Raw genomic sequence first — 19,636 nt, forward strand, 5'->3', positions numbered from 1 at the left:
GACGAGAGACTGGTGCGATTGGTGGCCACCCGCTCATGTGCCGTACCGGGCCTCTGCTCGCGTCCCTACCCCCTGACCGAAGCGAGCCCGATGACCTCAATCACCGGACCCGGCCAACCCACCAGACTGATGCTCTTTGCTCATCGCGCATTACCGAGACGACGCTTGCTGCCGTCACCGTGTGCCTCGTCCGCCTGTACGGGAACGGTGGCGGTCCTTGGCATCGAACACCGCCAAGGACAGCGCCCCAGGCAGAAGCGCTCGCTCCAGCGGGCGTAGGAGTGTGTCTTCCAGGCCTCCCAGCGCTTCGGCGAGCTCCTCCGAAACATCCCGTGTGATCTCCTCCGCCACAGCGTCCACCGGAGTGCGGGGGCCCAACTTGCTGACCACGGCGGCCGCGCGAGCGGGAGTGAGGAGTGCCGAGGCCTGGGCCAGGAGCCAGGCGGGAACCCCGGCCGCTCCCTGCGGCGGCGGCAGATAGGGACGTGCGCCGTCGAACCGCTCGTCCTCCGCGAAAGACTTTTGCTTCACCTTGACAACAGGACGTATACCTGTGCACGCAGCCTTCGTCTCCGACCATTCGTCGGCTGGCTTGAGGACGTACCCTTCGGCAAGATTGTCTGCCAACTCGGGCAGCTCAAAGAGGGCTGGGACCCTTGTGGGGAAGGCACACGGCAGATCCTGGAGCTTGTTCAGCGCACCGTTCCCCAGAGCGGGAGGACAGACGAGCCCTGCGGCGGCCGCGGCGTCACGTAGAGCACGGTCAGAGATCCAGCGGCGTCCCTCGGTCGTCTCGACCGAGGCGTCGAATGGCAGCCACTGCAGGCCCGGCGCGTACCACACACCCGTCTGCACTGGCTCGGCCCCGGCGATGGCGGGAACATCCGGGTGCGGATAGCTTCCACCGGCCAGCTCACCGTAGACCGTCACCATCGCAGCGTCGCCCCACGAACCGTGCAGTGCGGAAGCGAAACGGGCCGCCGCTACCGACAGCACCGGCCAAATTCTGCTCACGCCGAAGAAACCGTCCAGCGCATCATCGCCCAACAGCTCACGCCGCTTCGCCGGACGAACCCCCGTGCCATCACACACCACCGCAAAGTGCGCTCCATGCACTTTTTCCACCGCGACCCACTCCCGGACTCCGGACACGCCAAGCCCTCCCCTTGCAGAGATCTTGGGATACGGCCGTAGTGCGGGACCCGCAGACGCAGCATCGAGCATGAGGAGGATCATCGCTGCCTGCCCAGCCCCGGGCAACCAGAATTCACCGCGACAACTCCGAATGATCAACCCATGCGAGGCAGCTGCAGCTGTCCTTGCAACTCGACGGGCACCTGAAGACCCAGTGACCTTCGGTTGCGTCCAGGGAAGTGGTGTACGGGTTCGACCTGATCCGGGGGTTTGCTCCGGCATCGGGATGGTGCCCGCATAGACGAACGGCCACCGGCTGATCTTTCAAGACGACCAAGTCTTTGAAGGAGATCAGCACGATGACCGCACCCGACAGTCTGCCCCTGCACGCCCTTGCCGAGGACAATCTCGCCTCGGCGAGTCCGGACCCGCGGCGCGCGATGGTCAAGACGTTCGCCGACGCGCTCATGGCGGCGGAGGCCGACACCCTCTGCAACGCCGAGTACGGGCAGGTCAGCGAGGAACGCGTCAACCACCGCAACGGCTATCGCCCGCGCGAGTGGGACACGAGGGCCGGGACCGTCGAGCTCGCCGTTCCCAAGCTCAGGCAGGGCAGTTACTTCCCGCACTGGCTCCTCGAACGCCGCCGCCGGGCCGAGCAGGCCCTCATCTCGGTGGTCGCCACCGCCTACCTGCTGGGTGTCTCCACTCGCCGGGTCGAGAAGCTCGCCAAGTCACTCGGCGTCACCCAGCTGTCGAAGTCCCAGGTCAGCGTGATGGCCAAGCACCTGGACGAACAGGTCGCCGCCTTCCGCAACCGGCCCCTGGACGCCGGCCCGTACTCGTTCGTCTGGATCGATGCCCTGACCCAGAAGGTCCGCGAAGGCGGCCGCATCATCAACGTCCACGCCCTGATCGCGGTCGGCGTCAACGCCGACGGACACCGCGAGATCCTCGCCTGGACGTCGCAACCGCCGAGGACGGCGCGGGCTGGCTCGCCTTTCTGCGTTCTCTGATCGCCCGCGGCCTGTCCGGCGTCCAGCTCGTCATCTCCGACGCACACGCCGGCCTGGTCAACGCGATCGGGGCGGTGCTGCCCGGCGCGTCCTGGCAGCGCTGCCGCACCCACTGAAGCCGTCAAGAATCAACCTGTTGCTTCGCGGTCAGCGGCTCGTTGGCCTGGTATGGCGATCACGGAGGAGTTGCTGTCCCAACTCGACCACCGTTTCGCGGTGTTGCTGCCGCATCTGAACGAGCGTCAGCGGCGTCTGATGTTGGCGCAGGAGGCGCGACTGCTCGGACACGGTGGGGTACGGGCCGTGGCGCGGCTGGCCGGAGTGAGCGAGACCACGGTCCGCAGCGGTGTGTTCGAGCTGGAGGCCGGTGAGGATCCGCTGCGGGACGGCTGTGTCCGGCGCCCCGGGGGTGGCCGCAAGTTGGCCGAGGAACAGGATCCTTGCCTGGTTCCGGCGTTGCTGAAGCTGGTGGAGCCGGACGAACGGGGCGATCCGATGTCACCGCTGCGCTGGACCACCAAGTCCCTGCGCAACCTCGCCGAGGAGCTGACCAGGCAGGGACACCCGATCTCCGCCCCGACGGTCGGTCGGCTGCTGAGAGAGCAGGGTTTCAGTCTGCAGACCAGCGCCAAGACGCTGGAGGGCAAGCAACACCCCGACCGGGACGCACAGTTCCGCTACATCAACGAACAGGTCAAAGAGCACCAGTCCGGCGGTCAGCCGGTGATCAGTATCGATGCCAAGAAGAAGGAGCAGATAGGACAGCTGCCGAACCCCGGGCGGCAATGGCGCCCCGCAGGCGATCCGGTGCAGGTCGAAGACCACAGCTTCTACTTCATCGGCCCCGACGTCGACGTGGCGATACCCTTCGGCATCTACGATCTGGCCCACGACAGCGGCTGGGTGAACGTCGGTACCGATCACGACACCTCGGTGTTCGCCGTCGAGTCGATCCGCCGCTGGTGGCGGGCCCGTGGCCGGGTGGACCACCCGGATGCCGACAGGTTGTTGATAACCGCGGACTGCGGAGGGTCCAACAGCTACCGCTACCGGTTGTGGAAGGCCGAACTCGCCGCGTCCGCCGCCCAGACGGGTCTCACGGTGAGCGTCTGTCACTTTCCGCCGGGCACTTCGAAATGGAACAAAATCGAGGTGCGCCACGAGGCGTCACTGTTACCGGGCAGGGGTGAAAGAACCCTGCCGCCGGGCTGTCGCAGCAGCCCGGTGAAGCTGAGGGCAGCCGATCCGTGGAGACGCACGGAGAGGTGGGAGCAGCCCTGACAACGACGGAGCGCGTCGGTACTTCCAGACGGCGCGTGTCCGGCAAGCAAGACGAGACGCCGTACGAGAGGAACCAGTGCCTGACGTCCCGTAAGTGTTCCACCGGCTCCAATCTGGAGGATATGGGCCGGGTGCAGCGCACGCCGCCTTCTCGTGGGCGGCGACTTCGAAGCCGGTCTTTCGATGCTGGTGAGGAGGCCACGCTGAATGCCTGCGGCGTAGGTGTGGCGATGCTGTCGGGGTAGAGCTGGGCGGCTCACTCGTCGACCGGAGAGTGGTGAACGTGGGAAGCGTGCTGGAGGCGCCCTTCCCGGCTGACATCCAGTCAGCCGGTGGGCAGGCCCGTTGTCGGCCGACGGCTCCAGGACGTGGCGGAGGCCCCGTAGTAGTCCGAGCGCACGAGAGGTGCGCACATGGCGAAGGGGGCCAGCAAGTCAGTGGCCGAAGTACTGGAAGACCAGGAGGTTTTCGCCGGTGAATACCGACGAACTTGAGGCCGTCACGTATGTGGCGGAGCGACGGGTACTGGAGATCCAGACCAAGCTGCACCGTTGGGCCCGTGATGATCCTCATCGCAGGTTCGAGGATCTGTTCAACCTTGTCGCCGATCCCGCGTTCCTGCTGGTCGCGTGGGATCGGGTGCGGGGCAACAGGGGTGCGAAGACCGCCGGGGTGGATGGCCGTACTGCGGCCTCCATCGTGGAGCGGACGGGCGTCGAGGAGTTCCTCGGCGGGCTGCGGGACAGCATCAAGGACCGTAGTTTCCGTCCGCTGCCGGTGCGGGAGCGGATGATCCCCAAGCCGGGGGGCAAGTTGCGCCGGCTGGGGATCGCCACGATCGCGGACCGGGTGGTGCAGGCATCCCTGAAGCTGGTGCTGGAGCCGATCTTCGAGACGGATTTCCTCCCGTGCTCCTACGGGTTCCGTCCGAACCGCCGGGCTCATGACGCGGTGGCCGAGGTGCGCTTCTTCACGTCCAAGTCATATGAGTGGATCGTGGAGGGTGACATCAAAGCCTGCTTCGACGAGATTTCACACTCCGCTCTGATGGATCGGGTGCGCAATCGCGTCGGGGACAACCGCGTCCTGGCCATGGTGAAGGCGTTCTTGAAGTCGGGCATCCTCGGGGAGGATCGCCTGCTTCGGGAGACCACCGCCGGTACCCCACAGGGTTCGATTCTCTCGCCGTTGATGAGCAACGTGGCGCTGTCGGTCCTGGACGAGTACATCGCCCAGTCACCGGGAGGGCCGGGGTCCACGCCCTGGGCGAGGGCCAAGCGGCGTCGTCAAGGTCTCCCCAACTACCGGCTTTCCAGGTACGCGGACGACTGGTGCCTGATGGTCTCCGGCACCAAGGACGACGCCGAAGCTCTGCGCGAGGAGATCGCGGAGGTGTTGTCCACGATGGGTTTGCGCCTGTCCGTGGAGAAGACTTTGATCACCCATATCGACGAGGGGCTGGACTTCCTCGGGTGGCACATCCAGCGCCACCGCAAACGGGGCTCCAGCCGCAGCTACGTCTACACCTATCCCTCGCGCAAGGCCCTCAAGGCCGCGATGGACAAGGTCAAGACGATCCGCCGCGGAACAGCCACCGGCCTGCCGCTGGACGAACTGCTCATCCAGATCAACAAGATGCTGTTCGGCTGGTGCATGTACTTCCGCCCCGGGGTGTCCAGCGCGACCTTCCAGTACCTCAGCTCGTACACATGGAGCCAGGTCATGAAATGGCTGCGCCGCAAACACCACCGGATCAACAGGAAGGACCTCCGCCGCCGCTACTGCGGTGGAGGTTGGTGGCCATCAGGAGAGGAACGGACATTGTTCGATCCCGGCAAAGTGCGCACCACGCGCTACCGATACCGGGGAACGGTCATCCCTTCACCCTGGCCGACCACCGGATGAAGACAACTGTCCATGGTTGAACGGGACTTGTGGAGCGCCCGGTGCCGTGAGAGCGGCACGCCGGGTGCGGGAAGCGGCTCCGGGGAAACGGCTCGATCGAAAGACGAGACCGCGCCCCGGGCCGACTTCACCACCGGCTGTTCTCCCACATCTCCATGAACTGGCGTGGCAGGCCCCTGACCAGCCACGAAGTCGTGGTCAACAGCATCGCCGCGACCCGCACCCGCACCGGCCTGCGCGTTCACGCCGAGTTGGACACCGGGTCCTACCCGGTGGGAATCTCCGTCAGCCGCGAGCACCTGCGCTCACTGCCGATCACACACCATGACCGGCACGGATCCTGGAACTACACGATCGCCCCGGTCAACACCACCGGCGACTGCGCGATCAACACCAGCGATCGCGACCACACCAGGTCACAGGTCCTGGCGATGCTCGCCGACCCGCGTCTGAGCGGCATGACCTCACCCGAACTGGACGCACTGTGCGCCCAGTTGGCTCCCGCGCAGGCCGCCCAGGCCGAACAGCGCAAGTTCCAGCAGCGCGGCGGCCGACGCCTGCAGGCCCCCGGAGCACACGGCAAACCCCTGCTCTCGAACGCCGACCGCACCCTCATCACCGTGATCTACCTGCGCCGCGTCTGCTCCCAGAAGGTTCTGGTCGACCTGCTCGCCATCAACCCGGTCACCATCGGCAAGGCCATCGGCGAGACGCGCCCACTCATGGACGCCCAGAAGATCACCGTCTCGCAGACCGCGCACTACTTCTCCTCCGCCCAGGAACTGCACGACTGGGCGCAGGACGGCGCGACCACCAGCCGAATGGATCTCTCCCAGACTCTGTCCCACCCCACCCTCACCGGCATGCCCCGCCCGGACTTCCAGGCGCTGATCGACCGGATCACCGTGCCCTACCAGGCCGCGCTCGAACGACGCCGGCATCACCAGCGCGGCGGCGCCCGGCGTCCGGGAACCCGTGGCGGCGTCTTCCGCCAAAAGATCACTGACGCGGACCGGATCCTGGCGACGGTCCTCTCGCAGCGAGATCTATGCAACCAGCAGACCCTGGCCGACTTGTTCGGTGTCAGCCGCGGCACCATCCGTAACGCCATCGAGGATGTCCGTCCCCTCCTCGAACAAGACCCGTACGTCCCGATGCCCGCCGAACGACGCTTCGCCACGGCCGCCGACGTACTCGCATCCGTCACAGAAGACAGGGAAACACCATGTTGAATCCTTACGGCTTCACTACGCAAGAAACTTGCTGAGCCAGGTGCCGAAGTCAGCTCAGCCGTGGGTGGCCACCCTGCTGCGGAGCGATCACGCCGCGTACTTCCTGTGTCATGTGGTCAGTTGCCCTTCTCGGAGTAGTCGTGGAAGCCGCGGCCGGATTTACGGCCGAGCAGACCGGCCTCCACCATGCGCTGCAGCAGGGGCGGCGGGGCGTGCTGCGGGTCCTTGAAGTCCGCGTACATCGCGTCGGCGATGGCGGTGAGGGTGTCCAGGCCGATCAGGTCGGCCAGGCTCAGCGGGCCGATGGGGTGTGCGCAGCCGAGGACCATGCCGGTGTCGATGTCGTCCGCGGAGGCATGGCCCGACTCCAGCATCCGGATCGCGGAGAGCAGGTAGGGCACCAGCAGGGCGTTCACCACGAACCCGGCCCGGTCCTGGGCCCGTATCACCTTCTTGCCGAGCACCCGGGTGACGAAGTGCTCGGCTCGGAGCTGGGTCTGAGGAGCGGTCAACAGTGACGGAACGATCTCCACCAGTTCCAGCACCGGCACCGGGTTGAAGAAGTGCACTCCGATCACCTGATGCGGGCGTGCCGTGGCCATGCCCAGTTTCATGATGGGCAGGGAAGAGGTGTTCGACGCGAGCAGCGCGTCCTCGCGGGTGACGACCCGGTCGAGCTCGGCGAACAGCGCGACCTTGACCTTCTCGTCCTCCGTCGCCGCCTCCACCACCAGGTCCCGGTCGGCCAGGTCCGCCAGGTCGGTGGTGACCCGCACCCGGTCGAGGGCGGCGTCGCGTTCCGTCCCGGAGAGTTTGCCACGCCGTACGCCGCGCTCCAGCGAGCCGGCGATCCGGGACCGGCCGGCCTCGGCGGCGTGCGCGCTCACCTCGTGCACGACCACGTCCAGCCCGGCCCGGGCGCAGACCTCGGCGATACCCGCGCCCATCAGACCGCAGCCGACGACACCGACGCGGCGGATACCGGGCGACGGCCCATCACTCACCGGAACGCCGCCTGGCCCGTCAGCGCCTGCCCGATCATCAGGGTGTGCATCTCCACGGTGCCCTCGTAGGTGAGGATCGACTCCAGGTTGTTGGCGTGCCGGATCACCGGGTACTCCAGCGAGATGCCGTTGGCGCCGAGGATCGTCCGGGCGGTGCGGCAGATCTCCAACGCGGAACGGGTGTTGTTGAGCTTGCCGTAGCTGACCTGCTCGGGGCGGAGTCCTCGGTCGTCCTTGATGCGCCCGAGGTGGAAGGCGAGCAGCGTGCCCTTGGTCAACTCCACCGACATGTCGGTGAGCTTGGCCTGGGTCAGCTGGAAGGAGCTGATCGGGCGGTCGAACTGGACGCGGTCGCCAGCATAGGCCAGCGCGGTCCGGAAAGCCGACCGGGCGGCGCCCATCGCACCCCACGCGATGCCGTAGCGCGCCTCGTTCAGGCAGGACAGTGGGCCGCGCAGCCCCCGTACCCCGGGCAGCACCGCGGATCCGGGCAGCCGTACCGCATCCAGCACGAGTTCGCTGGTGACCGAGGCTCTGAGGGACATCTTGTGCTTGATCGCGGGGGCCGAGAAGCCCGGGGTGTCGGTCGGGACGACGAAGCCGCGCACGCCGTCGTCCGTACGGGCCCAGACGACGGCCACGTCGGACACCGACCCGTTGGTGATCCACATCTTGCGGCCGTCGAGGACCCAGTCCTCGCCGTCGCGGCGGGCCGCGGTGCGCATGCTGCCCGGGTCGGAGCCCGAGTCGGGCTCGGTGAGTCCGAAGCAGCCGATGGCGGTGCCGGCGGCGAGGCGGGGCAGCCACTCCTCCTTCTGCTCCTCCGAGCCGAAGGCGTGGATCGCGTACATGGCCAGCGAGCCCTGGACCGACACCAGGGAGCGCAGCCCGGAGTCGGAAGCCTCCAGTTCCAGACAGGCGAGACCGTAGTCCACGGCGCTCATGCCCGCACAGCCGTAGCCCTCCAAATGCATACCCAGCAGGCCGAGTTCGCCGAGTTCCTTGGTCAGGCCGCGGATGTCCTCGATCGCGCCCTGTTCGAACCACTCGGCGATGTGGGGATCCACACGCCGGTCGCAGAACGTGCGGACGGTATCGCGGACGGCGCGCTCGTCCGGGGTCAGCAGGCTGTCGAGCTCGACGAGGTCGAGAGGGTCGGCCGGGCGTGGGGCGTGCTGGGCGTGCATCAGGTGTCTCCAGGGTTCGGGAGGTTACGAGGTGAGGGGAGGCCGCCGTTCAGGGGAGGGCCGGCGGCCTCCGGCCGGTGGGAGGCCGCCTGGTCGCTCACGGGGTGGCGGTCGGGCTGATGACGAAGTTGCTGAAGCCTCCGTTGCGCACGGCGATCCCGCCGATGGCCTCGTTGACCTGGTCCAGGGGGTACACGTGGTGCTCCAACGGGCTCAGGTCCAGCAGGCCGGCCTCCGCCATGTCGGCCATGGTCTGGCCCTCGGCGGAGGTGAACCAGGCCGAGCCCATCAGTCGCAGCTGCTGGTCCATCATCCGGTGGATGTCGATCGGCAGATCACCGGCGACGGCACCGATGTTGACGGCGATGCCACCGCGTGCCATCGCCCGCATGCCCGCCCGGAACGTCTCGTGCGGGGCACCCGGACCGAGGGCGTCGATGTAGATGTCGACGCCGTAGCCGCCGGTCTCCCCGCGGATCCAGTCGTCGAGCGGGCCGTCGTCCAGGGAGTGCAGGCGCAGCCGGCCGCCCGCGAGCTTGCCGACCTGGTCGAGCAGGGCTCTGTCCCGGCCGGTGCCGTACACATGGGTGAGGCCCATGGCGGGCGCGAGGAGCGCGGCGGCGATGCCGAGGGTGCCGCTGATGCCGTTGATCAGGATCCTCTTGCCCGGCCCGGCCTCGGCCTTGCGCAGCGCCGAGTACATGGTGCCGATGTAGCCGAAGCGGGCGGCGGCCTCGAAGGAGAGTGAGTCGGGCAGCTTCACCAGGCTGTACGCGGGGGCCACCATGTACTCGGCGAGGCCGCCCTGGTAGCGGTCGAGCAGGTCCACGGCGGTCGACGAGAAACCGAAGTATCCGGCGAAGGCGTAGCTGGCGCAGTTGATCGAGTCGCCGCTGCGGCAGGAGCGACAGGACCCGCAGGAGCGGCCCGGGTTGACGTACACGCGGTCGCCCGGCTTGAACGCCTGGACGCCCGCGCCGACGGACTCGACCACACCCGCCGGGTCGAGACCGAAGATGGCCGGCAGGGTCGGCAGGGGGCTGTGCGGGAACCAGGTGGTCCACATGTTCAGGATGTTGGCGAGGTTCGGAACGATGTTGACGGCGTGGACGGCCACGCGGACGTCACCGGGGCCGGGCTCGGGAAGGGGAACCTCGTCGATTCTCATCGGCTCACCGACGGCGTGCATCCGCGCGGCTCGCATGGTCGCACTCATGGCGTCTCCTCGGGTTCGGGTACGACTGAGGGAGACAGCGCCAACAGAGGCGCGGTCCCTGGGAGTTGTGGAAGGTGGGTCAGTTGTCCAGCAGCGTCGTCAGCCGCGCGCGCTGCAGCTTTCCGGTGGCCCCGCGGGGCAGGGCGGGTACGACGGACAGCCGCCGGGGCCACTTGTGCCGGGCGAGCCTGCCGTCGAGGTGGGCGCGGATGTCGTCCAGGGTGGGGGCGCCGGAGTCGGTGACCAGGAAAGCGGTAACCAGCTCGCCCCAGACCGGGTCCGGCGCCCCGGAGACCGCGACTTCGACGACACCCGGGAAGTCGGCGAGCGCGTTCTCGACCTCGGTGGGATCGATGTTCTCTCCGCCGGTGATGATGGTGTCCTTGAGCCGCCCGACCACCGAGAGCCTGCCCTCCGTGTCGAACAGCCCCCGGTCGCCGGTGTGGAACCAGCCCTCCTCGTCGGTCACGGGCACCGGCCCGGAGGTGCTCCAGTACTCGGCCGCCACCGAAGGCCCGCGCGCCCGGATCTCACCGGCCACGTCCGCCGGAACGGCTGATCCGGCCGTGTCCACGACCCGCAGCTCGATCTGCGGGACGGGCGATCCGGTGGAGGCGGCCGGCTCGTCGGGCGCGGAGTAGGTCACCCCGGCCGCCGTCTCGGTCAGGCCGTAGGAGTTGACCACGCCGACCCCGCGTGCCCGGAACTGCTCGCGGGTGGCGGTCTGGGCGGGTGAGCCGCCGGAGAGGATCCAGCGCAGGGTGTCCAGGTCCTCGCTGCCGAACCGGGGGTGGCGGGCCAGCAGGGCGGACATGGCCGGTACGGCGAAGGCGCAGGTGACCTTGTGGTCGCGGACCAGGTCGATGAAGAGGTCCGGTTCGAAGCGCGGAGCCAGGATCACCGTGCCGCGCCTCGCCCATGTGTACTGCGGAAGCCCGCCCAGCACGGCGACATGCGCCAGCGGGGTGGAGACGAGCGCGGTGTCGTCCGCGCCGAAGGGCAGGCGCGCCAGCCCGCCCACCATGCTCCAGTACAGGTTGTCGTGGGTCAGTGCCACGCCCTTGGGACGGCCGGAGGTGCCGGACGTGAACGCGATGATCGCGATGTCGGAGCCGACGGGGGTGGCGTGCGCGACCGCCTCGGGTCCGTCGTCCGCGGGGTGCAGTTCCTCCCAGGCCAGGCGGAGACCGGAGACCGGCGGGAACGTCTCGTCGGCGACCAGGGCCGTCGGGCCGGTCTCCTCGCACACGACGGCGAGTTCGCCGTCGGTCGTCTGTGGGTGCAGTGGTACGAGCACCGCCCCCATACGCGTCACCGCGAACAGCGTGATCAACGCCTCAGGCCGGGCCGCCCCCTGCATCACCACCCGATCGCCCTTGCGCACCCCGACCTTGTCGAGCCGGGCGATGGTGCGCCGTACCGCGAGGTCGAGTTCGGCGTAGGTCCAGGTCCGGTCCTCGAAGACGAGGGCGATCCGGTGGCCGGCCTCGGCCGCGCCGACGGCGAGGTGCGCGCCGAAGGTGCTGGTCATGTCCTCACCTCCGTGGTGCGTCCGGCGCGGGCGAGCGCGCCGAGGGTCGTCCCGGTCAGGTCGGCGGCCGACACCGGCGTGTGCCGCTCCAGCAGCCGGCGGGCGGCCAGGTGCTCGGCGGGCCAGTTCAGCGTCTCGACAGCCACGAGCCGGTCCGAACGGAACGCATACGTGGCCAGCCGCTCGGGGGATTCACCCGGCATCAGCAGCACTTCGTCGGAAGGAGAACGCAGCCCGGCGATCTGCAACTTGACGTCGCCCTGGTCGCTCCAGAACCACGGCAGGCTCTCGTACGAGGCAGGTGACCCCGCGATACGACGGCCCACCAGCATCCCCTGGTCGATGGCGTTCTGCACGGACTCCAGCCGCACCAGCCCCTCCGCGCGCGGATGCGGATGCCGGGCGCAGTCGCCGACGGCCGAGACCCGCGGATCGGTGACCGAGCGCAACTGCTCGTCCACGACCACGCCGTCGCCCACCTCCAGCCCGGCCTCCCGGGCGAGTTCGTCCCTGGGCACCGCGCCGATGCCGTAGACCACCAGGTCGGCGGGCAGCACGCCGTGGGAGGTGACGACCCGCTCGACCCGTCCCGCGCCTTCGAGGGCGCGTACGGCGGTCCCGGTGAGCACCCGGACACCGGCGCGCTCGTGCCGTTCCCGCAGTCGCGGTTCCAGTTCCGGCGACACGGCCCGGCTCAGCAGCCGGTCGGCCAGTTCCACGACGGTCACGCGGGCGCCGCGGTCCAGGGCGACCCGGGCCAGCTCAAGACCGATGAACCCGCCGCCGACGACCACCACGTCACGGGCCGTCTCCAGCGCCCGGCCGATCGTCAGGGCGTCGTCGAGGGAGCGCAGGGCGTGGACGTCGGCCAGTTCGGCGCCGGGGACGGGCAACCGACGGTTGTGCGCGCCCGTCGCCAGCACCAGGTGGTCGTAGGAGAGACGGACGCCGGCCCGGGTGAGGACCGTGCGGGCCTCGGTGTCGAGGGCGATCACATCGTCGCCGAGCCGGAGGTCGATGTCCCGCTCGCCGTAGAAGGACTCCGGCACCAGTTCGACGCGTACGCCGTTCGGCTCGGTGTGTGCCTTCTTCGACAACGGGGGCCGCTGGTAGGGCAGATGGGGTTCCGCGGCGCACACGGTGACGGGGCCGTCGTAGCCGGATGCGCGCAGCGTCGAGGCGACACTGAAACCGGCCTGCCCACCACCGACGACGACCACGCCCGCTGCTGTGCTCGTCATACCTGCTCCTCGGGCACATGGACAACCAGGCCTTCGAGCGCGTCGGAGAGCTGGATCTGGCAGCTGAGCCGGCTGGTGGGCCGGCGTTCGGCGGCGGTGAAGTCCAGCATCTCGTCCTCGATGTCGCCGGGCGGCCCCACCAGTTGGGACTGGGCGTCGGCGACGTAGACGTGGCAGGTGGCGCAGGAGGCGTTGCCTCCGCACTCGGCGACGATGCCCTCGACGCCGTTCGAGACGGCCGCCTGCATGAGGACGGTCCCTGATTCGGCGGTGACCTTGCGTTCGGTCCCGTCGGGCGACCGGAAGATGACGGTGGGCATGGAGTTCTCCCGATGGGGACGGCTCAGAGGGCTTGCCAGGTGACGTTCAGTGAGGTGAGTCCGCGGAACACCCAGCCGTCCATGCGGCCCGCGCCGGAGCCGCTGTCGGATGCTGTCGCGCCTTCGACGAGGCGCAGTCCCTTCAGACGGCTGAAGACGAGGGGCCAGGCGATCGCGCTGACCTCGTGGCGCGCGACCCACGCGCCCATGCAGAAGTGCGGACCGCCGCCGAACGCGAGGTGAGGGCGGTGCGGTCGGTCCGGGTCGAACTCGTCGGCCCGCTCGAAGACCGACTCGTCCCGGTTGCCGGAGGCGATGACGAGGGCGACGCGGCTGCCGGCGGGCAGGGTGACGCCGGCGATCTCGTAGTCCTTGGTGAGCTGGCGGGGGTACATGCCGATCGGCGAGATCCAGCGGGCGGTCTCCTCGAAGACCCGTTTCCAGGACGCCGGGTCCCCCAGCACCTTCTCCAGTACCTCGGGGCGTTGCAGGAGCGCCTGGGCGCCGACGCCGAAGACGTCGCGCGGCTCGTTGACGCCTCCGCCGACGATGACCTTGATGTTGTTCTGGATCTCGGCGAGCTCCAGCGGCTCGGCCGCTTGGACCATGGAGGAGATCACCGAGCCGTCCGGCTCACGGCGTACGGCCTCGGCCGTCTCGGCCACCGCTTCCTCGATGGCCCGGGTCGCTTGCTCGGCACGGCGCCAGAGGTCCGCGTCGTCGGCGTAGTTGCCGTTGCCGGCCATCATCGCCCGCGACCAGTCGGCGATGTCGTCTGCGCCGACGTCGCGCAGGCCCAGCACCAGGGCCAGGTTGGTGGCGACGAGCGGCTCGGCGAAGTCGGCGATGAGGTCGGCCTCGCCGCGGCCGGCGATGCGGTCCAGCAGCTCGTGGGCGGTGCGCTCGAAGGAAGCCGCCCACTGGTCGCGGACCTGGCGGGGACGGGTCGGCGGCTCGGCGGCGGCCCGCAGCCGCCGGTGCTCGGGGTCGTCCTCGCGGAGCATGTTCGGGCCGACCGTGCGCAGCAGCAGCGAGCCGTCCTCGCGGGAGCTGAACACCTCGGGCAGCTTCTCGGCGTGGACGATGTCCTCGTACCGGGTCAGCAGGTGGCGCCCGATGGACGGGACCCAGGCGAGCGGTGCGGTGCGGCGCAGCTCGGCGTAGGCGGGATACGGGTCACGGCGCAGCTCGGCCAGGTCGAGCTCGACGACGGGCGCGCCGGGTGCCGCCGTCTTCGCGGTGCTCATGGCGTGGCGCCCGCGCCGATCAGGACGAAGAACGCCGTGGCGGGCTCGGTGCCGTTGTTGCGCCAGGCGTGGCGCGTGGCGTTCTGCACGACGATGTCGCCGGGCTTGAGGACCGCGGTCTCGCCGCCGTCGAGGTCGAGGACCAGCTCGCCGGAGAGCACGACTCCGTAGTCGACGGTGGGCGTCGTGTGCATGCCCGGGTTGTCGGGCTCGAAGAGCTCGGCGAGACCGGGGCTGAACTCCAGCTGCTCGGCCGCCGCGGCGGCGGGGTCCCAGCCGGGGTCGGCGTAGACACCGGCGGGCGCGAAGGTGACGGTCAGCGCGACCGTCTCGCCCGGCGCGGGGACGAAGGAGTGCAGGGATGCCGTCGGATCGGCCGACGGGACGGCGGGAGCCGCAGTGTTCCACACGAGGGAGCGTGCGAAGCCGGGGGTATGGACGGACTGATTGGTACGCGGCGGCTCGCCGTCGCTGACGATCACGGGCTTGCCGCTCGGGCTGACACCGGTGACGATTCGACGGACCATGATTCTCTCCCTTGAGAAACCAACCTACTGTCAGATGCTTGACGGTAAAGGTTCTAACTGATTTCGGCGGTCGCCTTCAGGCGGCTCCGCACGAGGTGGTGGGTGGCCGGTCCCCCAGGGCCCGGTCACTCTGCGGGCGGGGTCTCCTGATGCACCAGCGTACGCAGCAGATGTACCAGCTCACCGAGCTGGTCGTCACGGAGTACGCCGGTCCAGGCGCGCTCTCGCTCGGTCTGGGCCTCGATGGCCCGGCGAAGCGTCTCGCGGCCCTCCGGGGTGAGTTCGACGAACAGCTGGCGCCGGTCGGACTCGACCCGCTCGCGAGTGACCAGGCCCCGGCTTTCCAGGGTCGCGAGCGCGCTGGAGATGCTGGCGCGGGTGGAGCCGGAGACCCTGCCGATGTCCTGCTGGCCGAGCGGGCCGTAGATCCACAGGGCGTTCAGGATGCGGAAGCCCGCCCAGGTCAGGCCGAGCGGCCGGTGGACGTGCTTCTCGAAGTCCTTGGTGAGCCGGGCCTCGAGGCGGGTGAGGTCGGTGACCATTTCGATCGCGTCGAGGTCCCGGGGGTCTGTCGTGCCCAGTTCACGATGGTGGTGGCGCAGCAACTCCGAGAACTCCCGGGTCCGGCTCACGCCGGCCCCCGTCTCGCGCACGGTGTCCGTCACGGTCTCCCGCCCTTCCCTCTGCCTAGCCGGCCACGACCGGATTGACCATAGTGCCCACGCCGGTGACCTCGGTGCGCAGGACCTTGCCCTCGGTCAGGTACAGCCGCGGAGTGCGGCGGACACCGCAGCCGGCCGGCGTGCCGGTGAAGATCAGGTCACCGGGCTCGAACGTCACGCGCTTCGACAACCAGGCGATCAGCGCGGGCACCGGAAAGATCAGGTCCGAGGTGCGACCCCGCTGCACTTCGAGCTCGTCGACCCACCCGGCCACCTCGATGTCGTCCGGGTCCTCGAACTCGTCGACGGTCACCAGGTAGGGGCCGATCGGGCTGAAGGTGTCGTACGACTTCGGCAGCGTGAACTGGTTGATCGGCTTGCGCCACTGCTCCCGCCGGTCGCTGACGTCCTGCCCGGCGGTCACGCCCGCGACGTAGGACCAGGCGTCGGCCTCGGAGATGTTCTTGCCCACCCTGCCCATCACCACGACGAGTTCGGCCTCGTAGTCGACCTTGTCGTACTGCGGCTCCACGACGATCCGGTCGTAGGGACCGACGACGGACGAGGCGAACTTGGCGAAGACGGAAGGTTCGTCGGGCACGGGGAGGTTGGACTCCTCTGCGTGCGCACGGTAGTTGAGCGCCACCCCGATCGCCTTGTACGGCTTGGCGACCCGGCCCAGGTCACTCGGCTCGAACGGCTTCCAGTCCGCCTCGTCGACGCGCTCGGCGAGCGCGCGCAGCTCCTCGTGGAGAGACAGGTCGGACAGGACCTCCGGGCGCGGCTCGATCGCTCCCTTGCTCGCGTCCGCGATGTCCAGGGCGCGCTCGCCCCGCACGAGGACGGGACGGCCGGCGAGGTTGGCGAGCTTCATGCGGGTACTTCCTTCCGGGCGGCGGGCCGGGGGAGGGGAAGCGCGAGGTCGCCCTCCGTCCGGACGCCGAGCGTGTTGATGACGGTGGCGATGGTCAGGTACTGACCGACGGTGTAGAGGACGTCGATGACCTGCTCGGTGCTCAGGTGCGCGGCCAGCCGGGTCCACAGTTCGTCGTCGACGCCCTGCCGGTCGACGAGTGAGTCGGTGGTCGTGAGCAGTACCCGGTCGAGGTCGTCGAGGCCGTCCCAGTCGCCGGCGGCGGCGGCCAGGATCGTCTCGTCGGCGAGGCCCGCGCGGCGGGCGATGCGGACGTGCTGGTCCCATTCGTAGGCAGCCTGCGCCCGGGCGGCGATCCGAAGGATCATCAGTTCCCGGGACCTCAGCGGCAGGGTGTTCTTGCCCAGCACGTGGTTACTGAAGACGAGGTAGCGGCGCAGCGCGTCCTCGTGGTGGGCCAGGGTCGCCCAGATCGTGTAGATCCGGCCGTCCTGGTCACGGTAGGGCGCCAGTGACGCCAGTGTCTTCTCCTGCAGGTCGGCCTCGTCGACGGGTTGCAGGCGGGGCTTCTCCGACATCGGAGTCCTCCTCGGCTCGATGGCGTCAACGTATTAGTCAGAGCCTTGACCGTCAAGGGTCTAACAAATATCGTCTTCGGCATGACGATCCAGAGCCTTGGTTACGTAGGGATCGGCGCGCCCGATCCGACGGCGTGGGCGGAGTACGCCCGCACGGTGATCGGCCTCGCGGTCGAACCCGGAGCCGCATCCGACAGCGGCTCCACCCCGGGCCAAGGGCCCGCGCGCTATCGCCTGCGGATGGACCAGCATCCGTTCCGCATGTGGCTGACCGAGGCGGAGACCGGGGGCGTGACGGTCATCGGCTGGGAGGTCCGGGACGGGGCGGCGATCGACGCGATGACGGGTCGGCTCAAGGAGGCCGGCGTCGACGTCACGGCGGGCACCGAGGAGGAGTGCCTGGACCGCCAGGTGACCCGCATGGTGCACTTCGGCGGCCCGCTCGGTATCCGCACCGAGCTGTTCTGCGGCCGCCGCCTGGCCCCCAGCCAGTTCGTGTCGCCGCTGGGCGTCGACTTCGTGACCGGGGAGCAGGGGCTCGGGCACGTGGTGATGAAGACGCCGCACGTCCAGGAGGCGGTCGACTTCTACTGCGACGTCCTGGGCTTCCGGCTCAGCGACACCGCCGACTACCCGTGGGGAACCTTCTACTTCCTCGGCTGTAATCCGAGGCACCACAGCGTCGCCTTCATCCGCTCGTACAAGAACGAGGGCACCCACCACATCCTGTGCGAGGTGACCACCCCGGAGGAGGTCGGCCGCGCCCTGGACCGCACGCGCGAGCACGACGTCGAACTCATGGCCACGCTCGGCAAGCACGCCAACGACGGGATGTTCTCGTTCTACATGACCTCACCCGCCGGCTTCGGCATCGAGATCGGCGCGGGCGGCGTGCAGGTCGACGAGAGCACCTGGGTCAGCCGTACGTACACGGCCGACATCTGGGGTCATCACCCGGTCCCGTAGTCCGACTTCGCGTTCCTCGACCCCTCCGAAAGAAAGCGGGCCGTATCCCATGCTTCTCGAGAGCTATCTGCAGGACATCTGGCTCACGCCATCCGCCGCCGGTTCGAATGCAGTTGACGTGCACGACGCTGTCACCGGCAGGACGGTCTGCCGCGTCTCCTCCCAAGGCCTGGACCTCGCGGGCGCGTTCGACCACGCGCGCCGCGTCGGCGGCACAGCCCTGCGGGCACTGACGTTCCACCAGCGCGCCGATCTCCTGGACGCGCTCGCCACGGCCGTCCGCGCCCGCCGTGAAGAGCTTTACGCCCTCTCGATCCGCGCCGGAGCCACCCTCAACGACGCCCGCTACGACGTCGACGGCGGCATCCGTGTCCTGCGCGACCACGCGGCCCGCGCCCGCACCGAGCTGCCCGACTCACCCCACCTCGTGGAAGGTCCCGCCGAACGCCTCGCCCGGGGCGAGGACTTCCTGGGTGTCCATCTCGTCAGCCCCTCCCCCGGCCTGATGCTTCAGGTGAACGCCTTCAACTTCCCGGTGTGGGCGCCGCTGGAGAAGCTCGCCCAGGCACTGCTGGCGGGCATGCCCAGCGTGGTGAAGCCGGCCACCCCGACCGCGTACCTCACCGAGCACCTGGTCCGGATCGTCACCGACGCCGCCGTACTCCCGCCCGGAGCCCTGCAGATGGTCGTCGGCTCGGTCCGCCCGGCCCTCGACCTGCTGGGCGAGCAGGACGTCCTCTCCTTCACCGGCTCCGCCGCCACGGCAGCGACGCTGCGCACACACCCCGGCATGGTGGCCCGTTCCGTCCGTTTCAACGCCGAGGCCGACTCCGTCAACGCCATCGTCCTGGCCCCGGACGTCACCCCGGGTTCCCCGCTGTTCGAGGCGTTCGTACGCGAGGTGGTGACCGAGATGACCGTCAAGGCGGGTCAGAAGTGCACCGCGATCCGCCGTGTCCTCGTCCCGCGCGAGCACGAGGCCACAGCGCTCGACGCGATCGCCGCCGAGCTCGCCGGTGTCGCCATCGGGAACCCCGCCTCGGAGGGTGTGCGGATGGGGCCTGTCGTCAGCCTCGCCCAACGCGACGACGTACGACAGGCGGTGCGGAAGATCGCCGAGTCCGGCCGGTTCGTCCACGGCGACCCCGAGAAGGTGCGCCCGATCGACGCCGACCCCGATCGGGGGGCGTTCCTCGACACCCTTCTCGTCTCCGCCGACCCGGACGCCGCCGCACCGCACGAGGTGGAGCCGTTCGGACCGGCCGCGACCGTGCTGGCCTACCGCGACACGGCCCACGCGACGAACCTGCTGGCGCGCGGACGGGGCAGCCTCGTGGCCTCCGTGGTCGGTGACGATCTCGCCTGGACGACCGCCTTCGTCCGAGCGGCGGCTCCCTGGCACGGGCGAATGCACCTGCTGGACTCGACGAACATGGCGCAGACCACCGGCCACGGATCGCCGCTTCCGGCCCTGAAGCACGGGGGTCCCGGCCGGGCCGGCGGCGGATCGGAGATGGCAGGCACCCGTGGTGTCGTGGACCTCATGCAGCGCACGGCGCTTCAGGCCTCGCCACGGGTTCTCGACTCGCTGCGGAGCACCCCGTCGTCCTCACCTTCGGACGACGCCTGACGTCTTGCGGGCCGGACCTGTACACGTCTTGTCCCACCCAAGTTATGCGTATAACTTGATTCGGGAGAGCAGAGTCATGCCTCCG

General features: G+C 69.1%; 15 protein-coding genes and 3 pseudogenes. 6 read left to right on the forward strand and 12 right to left on the reverse strand.

Features of this window, described 5'->3' with window-relative positions; genetic code table 11:
• Positions 1–174: 174 nt before the first annotated feature.
• The gene (locus OG858_RS05780; protein WP_319268615.1) at positions 175–1,152 is read right to left on the reverse strand and encodes an RNA ligase family protein; all 978 of its coding nucleotides are present in this window, start codon (positions 1,150–1,152) and stop codon (positions 175–177) included.
• 341 nt (positions 1,153–1,493) lie between these two features.
• Between OG858_RS05780 and OG858_RS05785 the strand changes: the two are divergent.
• The 4 genes and pseudogenes from OG858_RS05785 to OG858_RS05800 all read left to right on the forward strand — a co-directional run.
• Positions 1,494–2,263 (forward strand): annotated as a pseudogene (locus OG858_RS05785) (IS256 family transposase); the annotation flags it as partial.
• A gap of 55 nt (positions 2,264–2,318) precedes the next feature.
• A pseudogene (locus tag OG858_RS05790) lies at positions 2,319–3,308 on the forward strand (ISAzo13 family transposase); the annotation flags it as partial.
• Between the two features lie 597 nt (positions 3,309–3,905).
• The gene (ltrA, locus tag OG858_RS05795) at positions 3,906–5,336 is read left to right on the forward strand and encodes a group II intron reverse transcriptase/maturase (protein WP_328543946.1); all 1,431 of its coding nucleotides are present in this window, start codon (positions 3,906–3,908) and stop codon (positions 5,334–5,336) included.
• Positions 5,337–5,458: 122 nt separating this feature from the next.
• Positions 5,459–6,568: pseudogene (locus tag OG858_RS05800) on the forward strand (ISAzo13-like element transposase-related protein); the annotation flags it as partial.
• A gap of 116 nt (positions 6,569–6,684) precedes the next feature.
• Here the strand turns inward: OG858_RS05800 and OG858_RS05805 are convergent.
• The 11 genes from OG858_RS05805 to OG858_RS05855 form a co-directional block, all read right to left on the reverse strand.
• Positions 6,685–7,572 carry a 3-hydroxybutyryl-CoA dehydrogenase gene (locus OG858_RS05805; RefSeq protein ID WP_319268613.1) on the reverse strand — a complete coding sequence of 296 codons (888 nt, stop codon included), beginning with the start codon at positions 7,570–7,572 and terminating at the stop codon, positions 6,685–6,687.
• Positions 7,569–8,759 (reverse strand): acyl-CoA dehydrogenase family protein, encoded by a 1,191-nt coding sequence (locus OG858_RS05810; RefSeq protein WP_086749397.1) that lies wholly within the window; start codon positions 8,757–8,759, stop codon positions 7,569–7,571. Before OG858_RS05810 ends, OG858_RS05805 begins: the two co-directional genes overlap by 4 nt.
• Before the next feature lie 97 nt (positions 8,760–8,856).
• Complete coding sequence (locus OG858_RS05815; RefSeq protein ID WP_328545082.1) at positions 8,857–9,975, reverse strand: alcohol dehydrogenase catalytic domain-containing protein; 1,119 nt, start codon at positions 9,973–9,975, stop codon at positions 8,857–8,859.
• Positions 9,976–10,054: 79 nt separating this feature from the next.
• Positions 10,055–11,506 (reverse strand): class I adenylate-forming enzyme family protein, encoded by a 1,452-nt coding sequence (locus tag OG858_RS05820; protein ID WP_328545081.1) that lies wholly within the window; start codon positions 11,504–11,506, stop codon positions 10,055–10,057.
• A complete protein-coding gene (locus OG858_RS05825) occupies positions 11,503–12,747 on the reverse strand; it encodes an NAD(P)/FAD-dependent oxidoreductase (RefSeq protein ID WP_328545080.1) in 1,245 nt (414 codons plus the stop codon). The genes OG858_RS05820 and OG858_RS05825 overlap by 4 nt, the downstream gene beginning before the upstream one ends.
• Positions 12,744–13,067, reverse strand: a complete 324-nt coding sequence (locus OG858_RS05830) for a 2Fe-2S iron-sulfur cluster-binding protein (protein WP_086749393.1) — start codon at positions 13,065–13,067, stop codon at positions 12,744–12,746. The genes OG858_RS05825 and OG858_RS05830 overlap by 4 nt, the downstream gene beginning before the upstream one ends.
• Before the next feature lie 23 nt (positions 13,068–13,090).
• Positions 13,091–14,314 carry a cytochrome P450 gene (locus OG858_RS05835; protein ID WP_319268605.1) on the reverse strand — a complete coding sequence of 408 codons (1,224 nt, stop codon included), beginning with the start codon at positions 14,312–14,314 and terminating at the stop codon, positions 13,091–13,093.
• Positions 14,311–14,841 (reverse strand): cupin domain-containing protein, encoded by a 531-nt coding sequence (locus OG858_RS05840; protein ID WP_086749391.1) that lies wholly within the window; start codon positions 14,839–14,841, stop codon positions 14,311–14,313. Before OG858_RS05840 ends, OG858_RS05835 begins: the two co-directional genes overlap by 4 nt.
• 125 nt (positions 14,842–14,966) lie before the next feature.
• Positions 14,967–15,506 (reverse strand): MarR family winged helix-turn-helix transcriptional regulator, encoded by a 540-nt coding sequence (locus OG858_RS05845; RefSeq protein ID WP_256960555.1) that lies wholly within the window; start codon positions 15,504–15,506, stop codon positions 14,967–14,969.
• 22 nt (positions 15,507–15,528) lie between these two features.
• A complete protein-coding gene (locus OG858_RS05850; protein ID WP_086749390.1) occupies positions 15,529–16,377 on the reverse strand; it encodes a fumarylacetoacetate hydrolase family protein in 849 nt (282 codons plus the stop codon).
• A complete protein-coding gene (locus OG858_RS05855) occupies positions 16,374–16,955 on the reverse strand; it encodes a carboxymuconolactone decarboxylase family protein (protein ID WP_086749389.1) in 582 nt (193 codons plus the stop codon). Before OG858_RS05855 ends, OG858_RS05850 begins: the two co-directional genes overlap by 4 nt.
• Before the next feature lie 81 nt (positions 16,956–17,036).
• Here OG858_RS05855 and OG858_RS05860 point away from each other — a divergent pair, with 81 nt between their 5' ends.
• Together OG858_RS05860 and paaZ are read left to right on the forward strand one after the other, a co-directional pair.
• Positions 17,037–17,921: a VOC family protein gene (locus tag OG858_RS05860; protein ID WP_319268601.1), complete on the forward strand. Its 885-nt coding sequence runs from the start codon at positions 17,037–17,039 to the stop codon at positions 17,919–17,921.
• Between the two features lie 49 nt (positions 17,922–17,970).
• The gene (paaZ, locus tag OG858_RS05865; RefSeq protein WP_328545079.1) at positions 17,971–19,551 is read left to right on the forward strand and encodes a phenylacetic acid degradation bifunctional protein PaaZ; all 1,581 of its coding nucleotides are present in this window, start codon (positions 17,971–17,973) and stop codon (positions 19,549–19,551) included.
• Positions 19,552–19,636 lie beyond the last annotated feature (85 nt).

The sequence above is a fragment of the Streptomyces europaeiscabiei genome (genome assembly GCF_036346855.1).
Taxonomy (GTDB): Bacteria; Actinomycetota; Actinomycetes; order Streptomycetales; family Streptomycetaceae; genus Streptomyces; species Streptomyces europaeiscabiei.